Annotated in this window: 19 protein-coding genes and 1 pseudogene; 3 read left to right on the forward strand and 17 right to left on the reverse strand. The window is 59.9% G+C overall.

The annotated features are described in order from the left end of the window. Positions 1–46: 46 nt before the first annotated feature. The 12 genes and pseudogenes from virB11 to DSM107133_RS21440 all read right to left on the reverse strand — a co-directional run. Positions 47–1057: a P-type DNA transfer ATPase VirB11 gene (virB11, locus tag DSM107133_RS21385; RefSeq protein ID WP_114295069.1), complete on the reverse strand. Its 1011-nt coding sequence runs from the start codon at positions 1055–1057 to the stop codon at positions 47–49. Further along, on the reverse strand, positions 1057–2514 hold the full coding sequence (locus tag DSM107133_RS21390; protein WP_114295070.1) for a TrbI/VirB10 family protein: 1458 nt from the start codon (positions 2512–2514) through the stop codon (positions 1057–1059). The genes virB11 and DSM107133_RS21390 overlap by 1 nt, the downstream gene beginning before the upstream one ends. A gap of 2 nt (positions 2515–2516) precedes the next feature. After that, the gene (locus DSM107133_RS21395) at positions 2517–3248 is read right to left on the reverse strand and encodes a TrbG/VirB9 family P-type conjugative transfer protein (protein ID WP_111550066.1); all 732 of its coding nucleotides are present in this window, start codon (positions 3246–3248) and stop codon (positions 2517–2519) included. Positions 3249–3251: 3 nt separating this feature from the next. Further along, positions 3252–3896 carry a type IV secretion system protein gene (locus tag DSM107133_RS21400; RefSeq protein WP_114295071.1) on the reverse strand — a complete coding sequence of 215 codons (645 nt, stop codon included), beginning with the start codon at positions 3894–3896 and terminating at the stop codon, positions 3252–3254. A 2-nt stretch (positions 3897–3898) separates the two neighbouring features. Continuing rightward, positions 3899–4900: a type IV secretion system protein gene (locus DSM107133_RS21405; RefSeq protein ID WP_114295072.1), complete on the reverse strand. Its 1002-nt coding sequence runs from the start codon at positions 4898–4900 to the stop codon at positions 3899–3901. Positions 4901–4902: 2 nt separating this feature from the next. Then, entirely contained in the window at positions 4903–5391 is a 489-nt protein-coding gene (locus DSM107133_RS21410; protein WP_089852529.1) for a hypothetical protein, read from the reverse strand. 3 nt (positions 5392–5394) lie between these two features. Further along, a complete protein-coding gene (locus DSM107133_RS21415; RefSeq protein WP_114295073.1) occupies positions 5395–6204 on the reverse strand; it encodes a type IV secretion system protein in 810 nt (269 codons plus the stop codon). After that, a complete protein-coding gene (locus DSM107133_RS21420; RefSeq protein WP_162792142.1) occupies positions 6194–7282 on the reverse strand; it encodes a lytic transglycosylase domain-containing protein in 1089 nt (362 codons plus the stop codon). The genes DSM107133_RS21415 and DSM107133_RS21420 overlap by 11 nt, the downstream gene beginning before the upstream one ends. 165 nt (positions 7283–7447) lie before the next feature. Continuing rightward, positions 7448–9817: a type IV secretion system DNA-binding domain-containing protein gene (locus tag DSM107133_RS21425; protein WP_243253630.1), complete on the reverse strand. Its 2370-nt coding sequence runs from the start codon at positions 9815–9817 to the stop codon at positions 7448–7450. Then, complete coding sequence (locus tag DSM107133_RS21430) at positions 9807–10082, reverse strand: VirB3 family type IV secretion system protein (RefSeq protein WP_114295076.1); 276 nt, start codon at positions 10080–10082, stop codon at positions 9807–9809. The genes DSM107133_RS21425 and DSM107133_RS21430 overlap by 11 nt, the downstream gene beginning before the upstream one ends. A gap of 23 nt (positions 10083–10105) precedes the next feature. Next, a complete protein-coding gene (locus tag DSM107133_RS21435) occupies positions 10106–10390 on the reverse strand; it encodes a TrbC/VirB2 family protein (protein WP_037239483.1) in 285 nt (94 codons plus the stop codon). Next, positions 10387–10764: pseudogene (locus DSM107133_RS21440) on the reverse strand (lytic transglycosylase domain-containing protein); the annotation flags it as partial. The gene DSM107133_RS21435 and the pseudogene DSM107133_RS21440, both read right to left, overlap by 4 nt. Before the next feature lie 792 nt (positions 10765–11556). Here DSM107133_RS21440 and DSM107133_RS21445 point away from each other — a divergent pair. The 3 genes from DSM107133_RS21445 to repC all read left to right on the forward strand — a co-directional run bounded on the left by DSM107133_RS21445 (position 11557) and on the right by repC (position 13943). Beyond that, positions 11557–11826 carry a hypothetical protein gene (locus tag DSM107133_RS21445; RefSeq protein ID WP_067296151.1) on the forward strand — a complete coding sequence of 90 codons (270 nt, stop codon included), beginning with the start codon at positions 11557–11559 and terminating at the stop codon, positions 11824–11826. Between the two features lie 85 nt (positions 11827–11911). After that, entirely contained in the window at positions 11912–12565 is a 654-nt protein-coding gene (locus DSM107133_RS21450; protein WP_121066465.1) for a hypothetical protein, read from the forward strand. A 220-nt stretch (positions 12566–12785) separates the two neighbouring features. After that, on the forward strand, positions 12786–13943 hold the full coding sequence (gene repC / locus DSM107133_RS21455; RefSeq protein WP_121066468.1) for a replication initiation protein RepC: 1158 nt from the start codon (positions 12786–12788) through the stop codon (positions 13941–13943). A gap of 63 nt (positions 13944–14006) precedes the next feature. Here repC and DSM107133_RS21460 read toward each other — a convergent pair whose 3' ends face one another. From DSM107133_RS21460 to DSM107133_RS21480, 5 genes are all read right to left on the reverse strand, one after another. Next, entirely contained in the window at positions 14007–14840 is an 834-nt protein-coding gene (locus DSM107133_RS21460) for an MBL fold metallo-hydrolase (protein ID WP_224557916.1), read from the reverse strand. A gap of 139 nt (positions 14841–14979) precedes the next feature. Further along, a complete protein-coding gene (locus DSM107133_RS21465) occupies positions 14980–15546 on the reverse strand; it encodes a biotin transporter BioY (protein ID WP_047998012.1) in 567 nt (188 codons plus the stop codon). 53 nt (positions 15547–15599) lie between these two features. Continuing rightward, the gene (locus DSM107133_RS21470; RefSeq protein WP_047998013.1) at positions 15600–16766 is read right to left on the reverse strand and encodes an acyl-CoA dehydrogenase family protein; all 1167 of its coding nucleotides are present in this window, start codon (positions 16764–16766) and stop codon (positions 15600–15602) included. After that, the gene (locus tag DSM107133_RS21475; RefSeq protein ID WP_047998014.1) at positions 16763–18769 is read right to left on the reverse strand and encodes a biotin carboxylase N-terminal domain-containing protein; all 2007 of its coding nucleotides are present in this window, start codon (positions 18767–18769) and stop codon (positions 16763–16765) included. The genes DSM107133_RS21470 and DSM107133_RS21475 overlap by 4 nt, the downstream gene beginning before the upstream one ends. Then, complete coding sequence (locus tag DSM107133_RS21480; RefSeq protein ID WP_047998015.1) at positions 18766–19560, reverse strand: crotonase/enoyl-CoA hydratase family protein; 795 nt, start codon at positions 19558–19560, stop codon at positions 18766–18768. The genes DSM107133_RS21475 and DSM107133_RS21480 overlap by 4 nt, the downstream gene beginning before the upstream one ends. Between the last annotated feature and the right edge of the window lie 6 nt (positions 19561–19566).

Genomic DNA, 19566 nt, shown 5'->3' on the forward strand with positions numbered 1-19566 from the left:
AGATCACCGTCCGAAAGTGCTCAATGCGCACGCTTCCAAACATCCCTCAGCTGGTCACTTCTGATTTTTCAATACCAGGCACCCACACCTGTTCGACCCCACGTCTCCCGTCCTTCCGACCAAGCTGCACCACGACATCGATGCTGGAGGCGGCATAGCGCCTTACCTCCTCAAAACTCATATTGATGCCGACGGACATGACCATGAGGGCAAGGCGGTCGAGCGCCTTCTGCGCGGTATCGGCGTGAATTGTGGTGAAAGAGCCGGAATGGCCGGTGTTGATCGCGTCGAGGAAGGTCTTGCATTCATCGCCGCGCAACTCGCCAAGAATGATCCGGTCAGGACGCATGCGCAAAGAGGTCTCCAGCAATTTGGCCGCGGTGCGTTCACTTGAGGGGACACGGTCCGCCTTGAGCATCGTGCGATTGGGCTGCGGAGGAAAGAGCTCAAATGCGTCCTCGATGGTCAAGATACGTTCCGTCTCGGTCACCAGCGCGAGAAGCGCCCGAGCAAAAGTCGTTTTGCCCGTGGACGTCCCGCCGCTGATCATGATGTTCAACCGCTCATCGATGCAGAGTTTCATGGCGGCTCGAATATCCCCCGCTTGGGTCAGCGCGATCACCCGTTCGGCTTTTTCCTGTCGTTCGGCGTCCAGGTCCACCAGTGCACCGTGCAACAGACCGATGTCGCCCAAGGTGAGTTGGTCTTCACTGTAGCGGCGCAAGGTGATCGACGGCCCGCCATCCACGACCGGTGGATAGACGACCTGTGCCCGGATCGGCTTGCCGTTTATCTCGATCTTGCCGGAGACGAGCGGCTTTTTCTCGCTGATCTGTCCGTGGGTGGCGCTGGCAATGGATGTTGCAAGGTCCCGAGCTTGGGAAGGGGAGAAAAACACACCTTCGAGGCCGACCATATGCTCAGCCCCCCGGGTTTCCACCCAGACCTTTCCATCGGGATTGACCGCTATTTCGACCACGCAGGGATCGGCGATCGGTGCAGCCAGAGGTTTTAGATAGGTCGAAAGAAAACTGGCTTTTTCTGCCGCCGGGTTCATCAATAGAACTCGAGATCACGGTCGACGATCACACTTATCGCAGCACCTGGCTGGACCGAGATAACCGGAGGCAGGGTGGCATATTCGCCGATCACCGCATTGGTTGCCTGCGAAAAACTGCCCGCGACATCCTCGGCAATTTCTGATCCGGTCTCGGAGCTGGCCTCGGATGCGGCGATTGCCGGTCCTGCGCCGATGATCGAGAGCAATGCGGCTGTGCCAAAGCGCAGCCCAAAGCGGGAGTTCACGGAGCCCGTCACGCCCGAGCGGCCCTGATCGTCCGCGCCAAATGCGGCGAGCTGAACCGATTGCCCCTCGGGTGTGACGATGCGTGACCAGCCAACCAGAATGCGGGCCTGGCCCAAAGAGACATTCGAATTGTAGGTCCCGAAGAGGCGGGAGCCTTCGGGAATGAGAACGCGGGACTGATCGAAACTCCAGACCGGGTAGTTCACGATGGCGGTAATCTGTCCGGGCAATGTGGATTCGATGGCGGTTTCCAGTGACGCTTGAATGAGCGTGCCCTGCAGAACCGTATTGGAAGGATTGGCGATAACCTCCGCTGTCGCGACTTGAACGGGCTGGGCACCGTCCAACACGAAGGCGCGCGCCGCCGCATCTCCGACCGCAGGTCCCCTCTCAGGGTCAGATGCCGGACTGCCCGTCTGGCCGCCCGCATCAAAGATCACCCCTTCGGACCGGATTTGTGTGTTGCGCAGCGCCGCCGCCTCGGCACGCCGACGGTCCAGTTCAGCCCGTCGCGCGGCTTCCTCGGCAGCGAGCTGATCCCGCTCGGTTTGCGCGCGTAGAGCGTCACTCATACCGTCATCGATCTGCTGTTGCAGGGCGTCGTTCTGGCGCTGCAGTCCGAGCATTTGCTCCATCAACTGCTCCATCCGGCCATCGGCAACACGCGCGCGTGCGGCAACCTCATCAGCGAGACGTTTTTGCGCTTCAAGATCGGCTTCTGCCAACCGGGTGTCCATCTCGCTTTGCATCTGGGCGATGAGCGCCGTGTTCTGTTCCTGGACCGAGCGCAGCGCTTCGGCCAGCTCGGCGGAATTGTCGGGGGCAGGGGCCTCGGCCAGTCTTGCCAACTGGGCTTGTAGGGCGATCACGTCGCTCGCAAGCTTGGCGTTCTGTTCCTCGAGGGCTTGGCGCTGCGCCGCGAGTTCATCCTCGATTGGTCCGGGATCGAACCTAGGCTCTGATCTTTGTTCGGTCGGTTCCGCGTCGGTTGTCATGCGGCCGAACCCGTCACCGTCGACCTGATCCTGAAAGTCGTCGGCTTTCGATGTTTCAACGGCAGAAGTGATGCCGCTGCCTTGCACAAGCGGGTAGGCAATGATGGCGGTCCCAGCCAGAAGCAATGCACCCAAACCAAGCCTGAGCCCGAGAGATGCGCGCCGCTTGGGTGCGAAGCTGTATTCCTTTTCCCCGGTTTTCTCGTTGCTCATGATCAGAACTCCCGTCCACGCAGGGCGGCCACGGCAGCAGCCTCGGTCGTGAACCCACCAGTTTCCCGGGTAATGCAGATATGATCGTCGCCCATTCGGATCGTGTAGGCGTCCCGCACGCCGGTGACCCGCACGACCGCACCTTGCGTCTGGCTGTTCTGGGTGATCTCGTAGCCTTGGGCGTTCAAGCCGAAGATCGAGGGCCGCACGCCGGGCCGGAATTCAAAGAAGGTCGAGCGCCCATCATTCCAGACCCGCACCGGGCGGATCGCACCGCTGCCCGCGAACTGATAGCCGGTATCTCGGCCTCCAGCCGCAAGCTGGCGCCCGGCGGGTCGCTCGTCGGGAAAGTTTACGACGACCCGGAAAGACTGTGTCCGCGAGCGTCCCTCTGTCAGATAGAAGGCGACAGCGCGGCGGTTGGTAAAGATCGTCAGGTTTGTCGCGGCCCGAGCCTCGACAGGCTTGATCGAGATCGTATTGCGGTTTGACAGAACCTCCACTTCATAGGACGCGGAGTCACCGATCAGGACTTGATTGATCCGTTCGCCGGGACCGAGTTCGATTGACGTGTTTACCCGAAGGTGGGTGTCGATCCGGATCACATCCGTAGGGTTGAAGGTCACGTGGCGAACGCGGGCGTCCTGGCCCATGGTGACCGGTGCGCGCTCGGCCAAGGCGGGCGTTCCGAGCAACCCGCCGACCGTTGCGATGGCAATTATGAAGGTTTTCATGAACTATTCTCGTGTCAGTGTTTCGGCATCGACCCGGTAAGCGGTCACCGAGAAGCCAAGGGGATTTTCCCAAACGCGTGTCAGGGAGCGTTCGCGGCGGGGGGCAAATTCAAACCCTACGGTGGCGATGAATGTTTGCGTGACGGGGGTCTGGTTGGGTCGGGTGAGGCGTTTGTCGAACCGGATCTGAGCCACTTCGTCCTGCAGGAAGGTGATCGCCCGCACGCGGACATCGACCTGCGCATTCGCGCCGTAGCTGCGCGGTGGATAATTCTCGGCCCCCGCGGTCCAGAGTTCTATCAGCGAGGCGCGGGCGGGCCCGCTGGAGCGCCGCTGGACACTTTCGAGCCGTTCTTGAATGCCGTTCCTGAAATAGCTTTCGCGGTCGCTGATATAACTGACAAGCAGGGATTCCTTGATCGCTTCCTCATCGGTGATACCAGTCGGCTGAACCTGATAGATGCGTTCTGCTGCACCCGACGTGCTGTCGACGAGGACGGTAAACACTTCGGTTTCGCGCAGGGGCAACATAACCGTAATGGTCAGGGCCAACAGCACGGATACGGCGCAGGAACAGCCCGCAACGATCCATGCGGCGCGCGCTGCCCGGCGCGGACCCATCACCAAATCGATATCGAAACCACTCATGACTATCCCTTCTTCATCTTTCCGGCGAGCTTGACCGCACCGCCCGCATAGCTCCCGGCACGGGCCGCGCTGGACGATCGGTCGGAGACGCCTTGTCCCTGAAGTCCTGCATTGAAGCCCCGTCGCATGTCATCTCCGCCCCGGATCGCGGCACCGGTATTGCGCCACGCGTTCCCGGGCATCCGCGCGGCATTTGCACCGATCGAGGCGAGGCCGATGTTCGTGGCGGCAAGCCCTTGCGCGAAAGTTGGCACGAGCAACATCAGGCCAGCGCCGATCATCATCACCACGACGAACGAAATCGCGTCCCCGAGTGTTTCGACGCTGTCGAGGCTATCAGGCGCGACAGCTTCACCCGTCGCTATGGTGAAGCCAGCCATGGCAGCCACGAACAGCGGCACAAAGGAAAAACCGATGGCGAGTTTGACCCATGCCTCGAACAGTGGCGCCGATTGTTTGAATAATGTGCAAGCCACGACCACAGGTGCGATGGCGATCAATACCGCCAACATGATCTTGGCGGCCGACAGAACGATGATGGTGATCGTCGCCATGGCGGCGGCCACAAGAAACATGACCACGCTGGTCATGGCACCGGCCAGCCAGCCTCCATTCTGGCTGATCGCCTGTCCGACATTCAGGGCTTGGGAGTAGAGATCGTCGATTCCATCATAAAGGTTCCCAACTGTGCCGCCTGACAGTGAGTTCAGTATCCCCGCGCCGAGCTCCGCCGGGGCGTTTGTCAAAGCGTCATAGGGGACAGAGAGGTTCGCGAAGGTCAGGAACACATTCACCAGCACAATGCGCAGCCCTACCGACACGATTGTGGAAACCGAGAGCGGCACGGCTTGCAGACCCACATTTGCGCCTACAAGAACGACCACCAACACAGATGCGGTCTGTACAACCGGGCGTACTGCGGCAACCGTATCAGCATACGTGTCAGCTGCCACGCCCGCGACAGTGGCATCTACCAATGCCAGAACCTCAGCGATTATGGCCATCCTTAACTACCACACCGCTCCAATTGGAAGTTCTGATAGCGCTCGTTTACATCTGACCAATCGCTGCGACGGTATTTGCGAAAGACGCTGAAATCGCTGGTAGTTGCATCCTGCGCCGGTTTGCCAATTCGTTCCTGCGTAAACGCATCGAGCGACCCGAGATCATAGATGCAGCCGCAGAAGCCCTGCGACATTGCAAGCTCTCTCAGGTCGGTGCCGAAGCCCCATCGAACCGCTCCACGGAAAATCTCGTTGCCGAAAAACTCAGTGTCCGGATAGCTGAAGGTGCAGGTTTGCGGCTTCGGGAACATCAAGAGCCCTCTTGCCTGTACCTCGCGCATGAGATCGAGGAGGCGTTCTTCCTCCCCATTTTCGGTGGCAGTGACGACCTCCCCGAGCAACGTATCGTCGGGCAGGTCTTGCAAGTCTTCCGCCCAGGCACTGCCTGCCAGGGCGATGAAAACTGCAAGTGCTTTGAGTGATGTATTCAAGGGTCAGTCCTCGGCGCCGGAAAAATCAAAGAAGGAGCGTGTGCGCGCCTGCTCGGCCGCGAAATCAATGCCGTTTTGACCTTGCGCCAAGCCTTGGGCGGCATTCAGGCGCCACATCTGGCCCAGCATGTAATTCGTCTCCGCGGCCATACGCGTGTTGAGATCGATCGATTCCTTGAGCGTTTCCTGATCGCCAATCGCTTCCACCAGCCCATCGATACGCTCGATGCTCTGGGCGGCTTCCTCGTAGGAAATTTGGGCTTGCCCGATAATCATGGCATTGGCAGCCGCCAGATCGGCTATGGCAGCGCCTTGCGGGTTCCCGGCGTCGTTCAGCTCGGTGAGTTTTTCCGAGGTGAACCCCGCACTGGCCATCGTCTCGCGCATGGCATCGGCGGCCCGGCGCTCTCCCATGGTGACGTCGCCATCGAGCAGATCGTCCAGCAGGCTGTCAAAATCCCCGAGCGACAGACTGTCCATGAAACCCGATAGATCGGTGATCTTCTGGGCGCGGGCACGCAGGTCCTCCACATCGTTGTAAAGGGCTGCGATTTCATTCAGGCCGGTAATTGAACCCAGGACGTCATCAAGAAGGCCCTGAATAACAGTGAGGCGCTCGATCTGGGTGCGCAATTCCTCGATTTGCTGAAGCTGGTTTTCCGCATCGCGCAGCGCGGCCTGCAGCTGCTCGATATTCTGCGCGAGGTTCGATCCATCGATCACTGGCACGCCCTGAGCGAAAGCAGGGGGCAGGTGAGCCGCCATGAGCGTGCCCGCGACAAGGATAGCGGCAAGGCGGGTCTCAGCCTTCATCGGAATACCTCCAGAAAGTGGATTGCTCCAGGTGATCGGCGGCCTCGGTCAAACCTTGTGCCGCTTCGACTTTCACGTGGGCCGCGCGCAGACGCAGTGTCAGCGCCATGAGCCGCGCCCGTTCAGCAAGCATATAGGTGGAGCGGTCCAGCGCCTCTTTTGCGTTACGGGGCGGATCTTCACGCAAAAGCGCCGCGATCCTCGTCATGGCCTGATCGATCTGGGTGCCCATGTAGGCGCCATAGCCGACCGAGGCATCCGCCCAGTTGCCCCAGGCGGCCGAGGCGCCATCGAAGCCCGCCAGTGACCCCGTCATGTCGACGCCGGTGATAGTGCCAAGATAGTCGTTGTAATAGCCGTTGATGCGCCGGACGTAGGTCTGGGTTTCCTTGAAAGGAGGCACACCACCATATTCGAGAACACGGCCGGGGCCTGCATTATAGGCCGCCAGAGCGTGATCGATCCGACCGAAGCGGTTCAATTGCGTGAGAATGTAGCGTGCGCCACCGTCCAGGTTTTCCCAAGGATCATACGGGTTCACACCGAGATCCGATGCTGTGCCCGGCATCAGCTGGCAAAAACCGCGCGCCCCCACGTGGGAGACGGCTGCATTGTTGAAACGACTTTCCTGCTTGATCAGTGACTGAAACAGGATACGCCACGTCAGTGGCGTCAGACCGGCGGCCGCAACACCGGGATGACCCTCATAGCGCCGCGCCACCGTGATGATCATGCGCTCCACGTCGCTTGGCTCACCGAAGAGGCGATCGGCATCAGGATGATCTTCCTGGGCTGGGTAAGTCTCTGCAGCGCTCGCCCAGCCGGGCCCACCAGCCTCGAACCCACTCAGGTCGGTGACACCGGTGGTCTCCGCAAGGAAACGCTCATAGGCTTCAAGCTGCTCTTGATAGATATCCGCTTGTTCCTGGCGGGCGTCGCGCTTCTGGCCCTGCCGCAAGGCGTCGCGTGCGAGCTCTTCCACGCGAGACACAGCGCGGGCAAGGTTGGAGCCATCGATCACTGGTACGCCCTGCGCAGAGGCAAGCGAGCCAAGACCCAGAGCCAACGGAATCGCCATTCTAGAAGCTCTGGAAATCACAATGCGCATTCCGTGAAACAAGGCCGGGGGCAGGGGCCGAGAACGCCATAGCGGGCCGCTCAAAACAGGGCGATCGCACGCCTGTTGATGCACCTTCGCAAGCGCTCAGGACCGTCATGGCGACCAACAGAAAAAATCGTGCTTTCACATCATGTCCTTCCAGAATTCTTCTTTCTTGCGCCAATTGGCAGGCGCTTTTTCCTCGCCGGTCTTGCCGCCACCAAGAACAGTAACCAGACCGCCCAAGCCTGCGAGATCGGTATTGACGAACACGCTGTCGGTGCCGGAACGGATCAATGCCAGCCGCAATCCGGCTGTCGGGCTGGAAAGAAAATCCGCCTCGCGCGCATTCAGGCGCAGGATGCTATAATCCTCCGGATTTGCCCGTGGATTGGGAAACAGGATCTGGGTTGCCACACTTTCCGCGATGATCTGGCCGACCGAACTTTGGTCCAGATGACCCGGTGTCTGGGTCAACATCATCACCACGCAGTTGCGCTTGCGCATGGTAACCAGCCAGTCATGGAGGCGCTTGACGAAGATATCGTCAGCCAACATCTTCCACGCCTCGTCGATCACAATAATCGTTGGTCTGCGATCCTCGATCACGCGCTCGATACGGCGGAAGAGATAGGCGAGGAGGGCGGAGCGTTCTGCGTCCTGGTCCAGAAGTTCGGTCATGTCGAGACCAAGGACATCCTCGCCAATGGCAATCGACTGGGCACTGGGCCTTGAGAAAAGCCAACCGTACCGGCCGGCTTCTGTCCATTCCCGCACGCGGGACACCAGGTCGCCGTCATCATCGGTAGAAGCCACGAGGCTTGCCAAACCGTCAAAGGTTCTAAGGCCCGGCTCCGCAGCGGCGATCTGACGAACCGCCTCGTTCAGTGCTGCGGTCTGGACCGTCTCAAATGGACGGTGGCGGGCCAGAATGTCGCCGAGCCAATCTGTCAGCCAGGCGGCCCCCCGCGCATCGGTCTCCGTGGTCATTGGGTTAAAGCCGGTGGGCTGGCCCACCTTGATTTCGCTGTAGCTGCCACCCAAAGCGCGGATCGCCATCTCCAACCCCTGATCCTTGTCGAAAACGATGACCCGCGCACCCACTCTGCGGGCCTGCGCCATGAGAAAAGCCGTGCCCAGTGTCTTGCCGGACCCGGTGCGGCCCAGAACAAGCGTGTGCCCGACGCTTGGCTCATCGGTCCGGCGCCCCGCTTCGTGAAAGTTGAACCGGTAGAGGCTGGAGGTCACGGTCGGGAAGGCCGTGATCGTCTTGCCCCATGGGCTGGCCTCGGGTCCGCGTCCCGGCCTTGTCTTGTGAAACGCGGCCAGTTCCGCGAAATTGTGCGACGAAACGATCCCGTCACGGATCCGGTAGGCCCAGTTTCCGGGCGCTTGTGCGAAATAGAGCGCCTTTGCGGCCCAGGATTCCCTTACCAGAACGGCACCGGTCTCTTGCCCCGCCCGCCAGATCTCGGAAGCTGCCTGTTCCAGTTCCTCGGCGCTGTCACAGAAGACCTGCACGGATGCATGGTGTGTCCCAAAGGTCGACCGGCCGGATGCCACGGCGTCGGCGGCTTCGATCAATTGCTCTGTCAGGCTGACACCAGCATCCTCGGAGGCACCCCGCTGGCGAAAGGTGCGTTGAATGCGCTCAACCATCTCATTGGCGCGCCGCGGCGTGAAAGAGTTGGTGATCGTGATGTCATAGGGCAGTTCCAACGCGTCAAGCATGGTTGGCCAGGTGCGACTGGGATAGGATTTTATCCCGAAAATCGCGCCGTATCGTGCGCTGTCGCCGCTTTCCAGCCGCATGGTTTTGCCTTGAAAGCTGACGTCGAAATTGCTCATCGTGTCAGCCAACAGTTGCCCGGGGGCCGCGATGATCTTGCCGTAGCTCTGTCCGTGTACCGCGGCCAACACTGCAAGCCAGTCCCCGCTCGAGACTGTCAGGCGCGCTGCGCCTGCGTCGGAATACATCGCCATGAGCAGCGTCATGGCCTCTTCCAGGGCAACAATTCGCGTATCGATGTCTTTCTGGAAATCGCGGCCCCCGCCTAGGGCACCCAGAACCTTCGAGAATGCCTGCGGCATCGACGGACGCATCAATACTGTCAGCATCAAGGTGCGGGCTTTCAGGTCACGTGCGCGCAGGCTTCTCTGCCACGCCGCGTCTACCGCATTTGCAAAAGGCATACCGTCAGGCGCAGCAAGGTCCGCGACATCCGGGCGTGATACCTTGTTGATGTGGAAACCGAAACGCTCGCCCAACTGACTGACGATCCGGGCAAAGCCTTCACTGATCTCATCGATCCGGGTGTCATCGCTGGTGAAGCTGTCGATCCCGCCAAGCGTGACCGACGCCATCAGATCACCCTGCCGCGTCAGGATGACATTGTCTCGCACCGCAGCAATGTAAGGTAGGTGCCGCCCAAGACGCTCGGCTTTCAAGACCTTGTCCCCAAGTGCATCCCGAACAGCGTTGCTTGCAATCAACCCCCGAAACTCACGCGACATAGAAATCGCCCCCATCGCGGGATCGCACACTCGTTCGCGGTGTGCGCGACATCACCACGTTCAAAATCTGGAACAGATGTGGATTGCGGTCTGCGACCACCCAAAGCGGTGGGTAGCCCGCGAGGAACACCAGCAGGAACCGCATGTCGTCAACCAGAATGAAAGGGATCACGGATGCGAAGACCAGCGCCACAAAATATCCGATCGGGAGACCGAATATCCGTGGCGGCTTGGTCATCCCCAGAAAGAGTGGTGTGTCGCGCATGGAGGTCTCTGCGGCCTGTCAGATCAAGGAGCCGCAAAGCCATCGATGATGGTCTCGGCCGAAAAGATCAGCACCACGCCGACAAACACGGCGACGAAGATCGGCCAGTTGAGACGCCCGAAAAACATCATGACACCCGATCCCACGAGAGCGAGCACGCCGAGGCCACGACCGATCGGACCCGTCACCGCGTCGATGATGTTGTCGATCATGTCAGAGACCGGGCTGAGGTCCTGTGCAAGCGCCGGGGCTGCGGCCACTATCAGCAACGCGGCCAATGCCGCCCGGGTATAGTCGATGCGTTTCATATCTGGTCTCCGATGGATTGGGCATAGACGGCCATGACCTTGCGGACATGGCCTTGGGTTTCGCGGTAGGGGGGAATCCCGCCATGGCGCGCCACGGCTTCGGGGCCGGCATTATAGGCTGCAAGCGCAAGCTGCGGCGTGCCGAAACGATCAAGTTGTGTCAGCAAGTAGCGGGCGGATCCATGCAGGTTTTGCTCAGGATCATGCGGATCGACGCCAAGCACGCGCGCAGTGTCCGGCATCAACTGCCCAAGCCCGATTGCGCCGACATGCGACCGCGCGCCTGGATCAAATGCGCTTTCAATAGCGATGTTGGCGCGAAAGAATGCGAGCCAATCGCGAGAGGACATCCCGGCCCTGCGCAGGGCCGGGTGGTCCACGTAAACCGACCCCACATCCAGGATCATAGTCTCGATCGCAGGGCGGCCCGATGGGACCCGAGGCGGAGACAGGCGTGGTGAATCAAGAGGGACGACCTCAGAGCGTGCGACACCGTCGCTTTGCTCGGGTTGGGGTCTTGCAAAGTCGAGAACGCTACTGGTCAGTCGACCAACACGGTCTGGAGCATCGAGATCGATAACGGATTGTGCATAAGTGGAAGGGCCTGAAAGCCCCCAGAGAACGAGGCTAGCCGCTGGTAGGATACCTTGTCGTCTCAAACTCCCACGTGCCTCTCTCACCTTCTCGGAGAGGGCAGCTGAATACCTTTGCGTCGAGCTCCAGGCAGAAGCTCATGAGCCCTGCTGCGGTCTTGAAGACGCGTGGTTTAAGATCCCGGTTGGTCACATAGACCGACCGGTGCACACCGCCTTGACCGTCATTGGAGCAGACGAAAACCGTCCAGCCACCCCTATGCGTGTTGCCGCCCTTTTCCGGGGCTTCAACGCATTCCACCTCGATCCATGCCCCACCCTCGATCGCCTCTTGCATGTGCGATGTTAGGATCACGGGGTATTTTGTTCCTGCCATTTTGCCTCCGAAGGAAAGAAGTTCCTACGGAAGTAACCTGCTTTTGCACCGCTTCAAACAGTGCATGTCACAAGATATGCGGCGACGTAGCGGAAAACCCGTTAGAAGGTCAATAGATATCTTTTGATTGATTACGATATTTTTTCGGTGATAGGTCCGACACACGATTCGCCCCCAGATTGTCGGGAGACCACCAGATGTCGCGGTTGCTGGCATGTAGCACATTCATCGCCCTAGCGATCCCAGCAAATGCCGAGGCGCTGGCGATGGACTGCGTGTTGCCGTTGCGGCCGGAGCTGGCGGCCTCGCCTGCGCTCCTGAACGAGTACGGCGACGACATCAGAGCCGAGTTCAACACCTACTTCGATGAGGCACAAACCTATCTGAATTGCCTCGCCGCAGCATCAGCTTCCGCGCAGGCCGAAGTCCGTCTTGTGCTTGACGCTTACCAGGAGATGTTCCAATGAAACGACGCGCAAAATATGTCAGCAATTATGACACAATTAACATAAGTCTTATTATACGCCAACGGGTTAGCGGCGGCGCTCTGTCATGAGGCGGCTTGTGTCAACTGCCGCGATCATCGCGATCGGGCTTACACCGCTTGCTGCCAAACCTGCCACCGCACAAGGCTACCAGATCGATTGTGCGATCCTCCTGTGCCTCGCAGGCGGTTGGCCTGCGTCGGTTCCCTGCGCCCGTGCGCGCGCGGAGTTCATCCGCCGGATCACGCCCTGGCCAGTCGAACCACCGCTGCAGATCTGGCGTTGTCCAATGCGTGCTGAGTTCGAGGCGCCGGACCCGTTTGAGCGCCTCTACAGGTTGGCGGGGTTCAATCCTGGTCAAGCAGTCTCCCTGCCCCGAGAGCGAGAAACGCTCCAGCTCGCCCAAGCTGTCGGGCGTGCCGCCGATATCGATGTGACGGACCCTGCTTTTGATTTCGTCCGCTCCATAGATGTCTTTCAGGTTACGGCACGTCAGAGGGAGGGCCGTGACGATTGCAACAGATATGCTTCTGTGCGGCGTGGCACGTATGATCAAGACGGCCAATTCCGGTGGCAAAACAGCTCGATAAGTGCCCTTCCTCCAGCCTTCCGAGGGGCCGAGCGATACGGCCAGAACTGCCCCGATATCTGGGTCCGTGCTGTGTTCGTCGATTGGGAGGATTTTGAGGGCGCCTATGGCTTCGAACAAGTCAACTACTGATCTCAAACAGTCACAGGCAAACGATAAAAAAGAAGAAACCCCCGCAAGGCGGCAACCAAGCGAGGGGCTCAAAGAACAACGGAATTGGCGTTCCGTCAGATCAAATCAAACTGTGATCTCGTTCTAGCAGTCCCGACAGTCAAGGCAATGAAAAAACGTGTCGCTCGCGGGGACACGGATGCCCTGTTGCAGCCTTGTCCCAATTCACAAGGACTAGACAGTGAACGTGATCCAAACCCATCTCACCCTGCCGGAAGGCTGGACCAAAGGTGCTGTCATGGCGCTAATTTCAGAGGTTGCCCCGCATATAGGCCTGCGCCCGGCGCGCTTGGCAGTTCTGAACTACATCATCGGGCGCACCCGCGCATCCGACTGGACCTCTCCCCATCGTGAACCGGTGTTTTTTGGCGCGCAAGATCTCGCAGCGGTCGAACTTGGCAAGACGTCGCGCCAGTTGCGAACGGATGAGGCCGCGCTGGCCAAGCTTGGGCTGATCGTGAAACGTGTCGCGGCGAATGGGGCCCGCTATGGTCGCGCTGGCCTAGGCTTGATACTGACTCCGCTGATCGCGCGACTGGAAGAGTTCATAGCCCTTCGCGATCGGCTCCGTGCGGAACGGAGGCATTTGCGCGCTTTGAAGGATCTTCGGTCCCTTCGTTTGCGTCACATGAAACGGTGCATCGCCGCCCTGCCCTCCTCGGCTATCAAAGATCCTGAGATCGTCAAGATTCTCGCCAGTTTCGATAAATGGCCACGCAGCGATGCGTTAAGCCGTCTTGGTCTGGAGCGGCTCAACGCCCATTTGAAGGCCAGTTCCGATCTGTGCAACAGCCTTGATGACTGGCTTGAAAAACGTGGGCTTTCTTCCGACCAGCCAGCGGAAAACTTCCGGCCCTTTACACAAAACACCAGAGAAGAAACTCAAACTGTAAAGACGCCGCCCGCTGTGGATAACTCTGGAAGACATGCGGAAATCGCACAGAGTGAACCGCCATCATCAATTCCCTGCCCCGCGCCACCCGCTCTGACGCCAGAGAATCTATATCGCATTGCCGGCGACGGCTTACGCATGATGCTTGACGCGAGCCGAGATCAGAACCGACCTCTCAAAGAGCGCGACATCATCGAGGCTGCCTGGGCGTTGCTGCCGATGCTCGATATCCATGCTTCAGTTTGGCATGAGGGCCAGAGCACCTTGGGCGACCACGGGTTGGCTTTCTGCCTACTATTGGTTGATGCGCAGCGAGATCACCCGAGCTACCCTGTTCGCAATCCTGGCGGTTTGATGCGCGAACTGATCCGTCGAGCCAAGGCAGGAAGGCTGGACTTCGATGCAAGCGTTGCGGCTCTGCAAAAACGGCGCAATGGGGTGAGGTAGAGTTTCCAACCCGCAACTGAACTTGCCCAAAAACGCGCTGAAAATCTCGTAATGAAGTTTATGTTAAGGTAATCTCCAGATCCCTTCGTCCTGAACCACCCGGGATTCTGAAAGAAGCTTCTCCAGATGCGCCGCGGCATTTCGTTCGGCGGCCATTGCAATATGCGGGTCAGATTTTTTGTAAACAGAAGTGGCGATATTCTGGAGCGAGTCGGAGGTACTTGAGAGGTACGCGAGAATCTCCGACTCACGACGCATCCGGTTGGCGAGCAACCGTTTGACGTACGGTCCCGGGTCCCGGAGTACAGGTCCGTGACCCGGCAGGCTGACCTTATCGTTGCGATCGATTAGCCGCTGAAGCTGGGTGCAGTAATCGCGCATGTTGCCGTCAGGGGGACTGACTATAGAACTGTTCCAACTCATCACGTGATCGCCTGTGAAAAGTACTCCATCCGGCCTCGCGAAGCAGAGGTGATCGCTCGCATGACCAGGTGTGTGCAGGACAGTAAGACCAGCGATCACCTGCCCGTCTTTCAAAAAGCCGTCAGGTTGAAACGCATCGTCAGGAAATGCGCGCGAAACATAAACCGGCAAACCTGTACGTTCGCGCAATGCCGGCACGGCCCCGAAATGATCGGAATGGTGATGTGTCAAGAGAATTCCGGCAGGGTTGGCTCCCAAATTCTCGACGATTGCTTCGAAATGTGCACTGTCTTCTGCTGGACCGGGGTCGATAATGAACCGACCGTCAGGAGTATCAATGATATAGCTATTCGTCCCGTGATAGGTCATCTTCCCGGGATTGTTGGCAACGATCCTTAGGATTCCCTCGGCCACCTCTACGCCCTGCGCACGAGGAGGGTCAGGCTCACCGTAAAACATGTTGTTTCTTGTCATTCTTTATGACCATGTATTGATTGCGAACAATCCGTATCATGCAGCTCCGCCTCTTGCTCTTGCACAATTTCGGAAACCTCAAGCTGGTTTTCAGCGCCGGTCGAACCCGGCACTGGAACAAAGCAACGAAGCCCAGCGTTCAAACACGGCCCCGATTTTGGAACCCTGTATACAGCACCACAGCAATTGCCGCCTTGGCCAGATCTCCAAGCAGGAACGGGTAAAGCCCGGCGTTCATCAATTTTTCTCCATAGCCGATAAAGCCGCCCAGCCAGAAGAGCCCTGCGCAGTACATAAGCATGGAACCGAAAAGTACAGCGACAGTTGCTCTGAATGCAGGCTGAAACCCTCTCAACTTTTGAACCATCCATCCAGCGGCAGCCGCTGCGAGTGCGAACCCAATCAAGTATCCGCCTGTGGGGCCGGCAATATAGACCAATCCGGCCGGCGCGGGAGGCGTGCCAGCGAAAACCGGAAGGCCAAGCGCGCCTTCCAGAAGGTAGATTACTACAACAAGTCCACCGCGAACTGGACCCAGAAAAAGTCCAAGGCCCAGGACTGCTAGGGATTGGGTCGACATCGGAACCGGGTAGAAAGGAACCACGATTTTCGCGGAGAGTGTTAGAAGAATGGTGCCGATGAGTATAGTTGCGAACTCTCGGGACAGACTTGCGAGTGGTTGGCGTTGAGTAGATTCCAAATTCATTTTGTTAGTCCTTGTGTCAGTTGGTCGTTGATATGGTTTTTGTAATGGTGAGTTCACATCCGCTTGGCGACCTCTTCGAGCATGACCTCGGTGGCACCGCCGCCGATGGCCTGGACACGGGCATCGCGCGACATGCGTTCCACGGGTGTTTCCCGCATATAGCCCATACCGCCATGGAACTGGACACAGTCGTAAAGCACGCTGTTTACCAGCTCGCCACAATAGGCCTTGACCATCGATACTTCTTTGACGCAATCGCGGCCCGCGGCATCTAGTGACGCAGCGTGATAGGTAAGCTGACGTCCCGCTTCAATCCGGGTCTGGCAATCGGCCAATCGCTGGCGCACTGCCTGCTTGTCCCACAGCACACCACCGAAAGCCTTGCGCTGCTTGACGTAATCCACAGTCATTTCCAGTGCGGATTGCGCCTCGGCGCAGGCCATTGCACCCAGCACGATCCGTTCGTTCTGGAAGTTCTTCATCACCGAGTAGAAGCCCCGGTTCACCTCCCCCAGCACGTTCTCTGCCGGGATGCGCACATCCTCGAAGATCAGTTCGGCGGTGTCCGAGCACAGCCAGCCGGTCTTGTTCAGCGCCCGGCCGACAGAGAACCCCGGCGTGCCCTTTTCGACCGTGAACATGGTGATCCCGCGCGAGCCCTTGGCGTCCGGGTCGGTCTTGGCGCCGACGAAATAGATGTCGCCATGCACGCCGTTGGTGATGAACATCTTGGTGCCGTTGATCACCCAGTCCGATCCGTCCTGCACCGCGCGCGTGCGCATCCCCGCCACGTCAGACCCGGCGCCCGGTTCGGTCACGGCCACTGCGGCAATCTTTTCGCCCGAGGTGATCGAGGGCATCCAGCGCGCCTTTTGTTCGGGCGTACCGGCGTTTTCAAGATGCGGCGAGGCCATGTCGGTATGGACCAGAACCGTGGCCGAAAACCCGCCGAAGGTGGAGCGACCCGCTTCCTCGGCCAGCACGACGCTGGACATCACATTTAGCCCTGCGCCGCCATATTGCTCGTCATAGCGCATGCCCAGCACGCCCAGATCGCCCATCCGGCGCAGCACGTCACGCGGCACCATGCCATCCTTTTCCCAAGCGTCGGCCTTGGCCGTCACTTCGGTTTCGATGAAGCGGCGCAGCTGCGCGCGGATCATGTTCAGGTCCTCACTGAACGGGCCTGTGGCCGCATCAATCATGTCATGCTTGGTCATTGGATTTCCTCTGGATCGAGTTTTACAAGGGGCGCTTGCCCGGCGACGGTGTCGCCGGCGGCGCAGTAGATTTCGGCTACGATGCCCGCAAACGGGGCGACCAGGCTTTGCAGCAGTTTCATCGCCTCAAGCACCACCAGTGTATCGCCCGCCGCGACCCGATCGCCGGGCGCGACCCGCAGTTCGACCACTGCACCGGGCATCGGCGCGACAAGCAAGTCTGCCCCGCGGACCTTTCCCGAAGCGCGTTGCAGGTGTCTGTCCTCCAGCGTTTCAATGGCAAACCCGGCCATACCATCCGGCGTTGACAGAAACACCTGCCAGTGTTTTTTCGTGCGGCGCAGGTGCGCGGCGCGGGTAAAGGGCACGCCGCCAACGCGCCCTGTCAGGCGGTCGGCGGTCAGGCCGGGCGCTTCGACGGTAACAGGGGTGTCGTCCGGCAATCTGATCGTCAGATGCCTTTTATCGCCCGCCGCGCTGGTCGGGTCTTCGTCGCCCAAGGCCCAATAGAAGGCAGCGCCGGGCCGGCCTGCGGGCGCGGTCAGACGCCACGCACCTAGACCTTGCCAAGGGGTGTTCCCGGCCGTCGGGACCAGATGCAAATGCAGGGCCAGTGTGGCCAGCGCGCGGCTTTGCGCATCGGGTGCGGGGGGTGCCCACCCGTTCACAAACATCTCGACAAGCCCGGCGGTGTGATGCCGGATCGCGGCAAAGTCGGGATGAATTAACAAGGCGCGCTGAAACGCCAGGTTCAGCCCCAGCCCGCCCACGGCAAAGCCGTCGATTGCGGCCACGCTCTTGCGGATGGCCTGCGCCCGGTCCGGCGCATGGATGATCAGCTTGGCCAACATGGAATCGTAGTGATGGCCGACAGTTGAACCTTCCCCGACGCCCGTATCCAGCCGCACGCCCGAAGGCGGCACCCACAGCGTGATCCTGCCGGTTTCGGGGCGGTAATTCTCGGCCGGGTTTTCGGCGGCAACGCGCACTTCGATGGCGTGGCCTTCGAAGTGTACGTCGGGTTGCTGGAAAGTCAGCCGCTCGCCCCGCGCGATGCGCAACTGCCATTCGACCAAGTCGATTCCGGTGATCGCCTCGGTGACGGGATGTTCGACCTGAAGGCGGGTATTCATCTCAAGGAAGTAATAGGCGCGGCGCTCGGGGTCATATAAGTATTCAACCGTTCCGGCAGAGCGGTATCCGATCGCCTGTGCAAGGCGCACGGCGGCAGCGCGCATATGCTCGCGCAGATCGTCTGGCAGATTCGGCGCGGGGGCCTCTTCGATAAGCTTCTGGTGATTGCGTTGCAGCGAACAGTCCCGGTCGCCGAGATGCACCAGGTTGCCATGCGTGTCGCCTAGCACCTGCACCTCGACATGGCGGGAGCGGAGCGCATAGCGTTCCAAAAATACCGCCGGATCGCCGAACGCACCCTGCGCCTCTGCCCGGGCAGAGGCGATGGCCTTGGGCGCGTCGGCCATGTCGGTGACGAGACGCATCCCGCGTCCGCCACCGCCGGCGCTGGCCTTGACCAGGAATGGCACCCCAAGCGCGCCCGCCTCTTGCAGCAGGCGTGAATCCGATTGATCGGCACCGCGGTACCCGGGCAGCACCGGCACCCCTGCGGCCTCGGCCGCAGCCTTCGCCGCGATCTTGGACCCCATTTGAGCGATGGCATCGGGTTCCGGTCCGATAAAGACTAGCCCTGCGGCCTCGACCGCTGCCGCGAAATCCGCGTTCTCGGACAGAAAGCCATAACCGGGATGCACCGCACCCGCGCCCGTGGCGCGCGCAGCCCCCAGGATGGCCGGGACGTTCAGGTAGCTTTCAGACGCAGCCGCCGGGCCGATACAGACAGCGTGATCCGCCTCGGCTACGAAGGGCGCGTCGCGGTCGGCCTCGGAAAAGACCGCAACCGTTTCCAGACCCAGCTTGCGGCACCCGCGCTGGATGCGCCGGGCGATCTCGCCCCGGTTGGTAATCAGGACGCGGGTGAAACTCATTTCACTCTCCACGAAGGCACGCTCTTGTTGAGAAAGCTGTTGATGCCTTCAATGCCTTCCCCGGTTTCCCAGGCGTCGGCTAGACGGTCGGCGGTGTAGATCATGTTGGTTTCCAGATCGTGACTGGCGACATAAGCGATCAGTGCCTTGGTATCCGCCACCGCGCCGGGCGCTGCCTGAAGGTGATCGTGCACCACCCGTTCAACGGCGGCATCCAACGCGTCGGCGGCGACGACCTCGGTGAGGAGCCCGATCCTTTCGGCGCGCGCGCTGTCGAAGAGCGCGCCCGACAGCATGGTTTCACGCGCGTGCACCTTGCCGATGCGGGCCACCACGTAGGGCGAGATATTGGCGGGCAGCAGACCCAGTTTCACTTCGGTCAGGCCATAGCGTGCGCCTTCTGCGCCGATGGTATAGTCGCAGACCGAAATCATGCCGACGCCACCGCCATATGCCGGCCCGTTGATCCGCCCGATCAGGGGCTTTTGCAGCGTGTCCAGTCGGCGCAACAGATGCGCGAGCGTGGCGCTTTGTTCGACCCGTTCGGCGCGGGATTTTTCGACGTTTGAGGCGAACCAGTTGAAATCCCCTCCAGCGCAAAAGCTTTTGCCGGCACCGGTCAGGATCACGATGCGCACCTTGTCATCTGAAGCCAGATCCTCGACCGCGTCGAAAAGCTCGGCGATCAGATCGGCGTTCAGCGCATTGTGCTTGTCAGGGCGGTTGAGGGTTACCGTGGCAACGCCACGCGCATCGGTTTCGACAATGATGGTTTCATAACTTGTTGTCATGACATC

The organism is Pseudosulfitobacter sp. DSM 107133 (genome assembly GCF_022788695.1).
Classification (GTDB): Bacteria; Pseudomonadota; Alphaproteobacteria; order Rhodobacterales; family Rhodobacteraceae; genus Pseudosulfitobacter.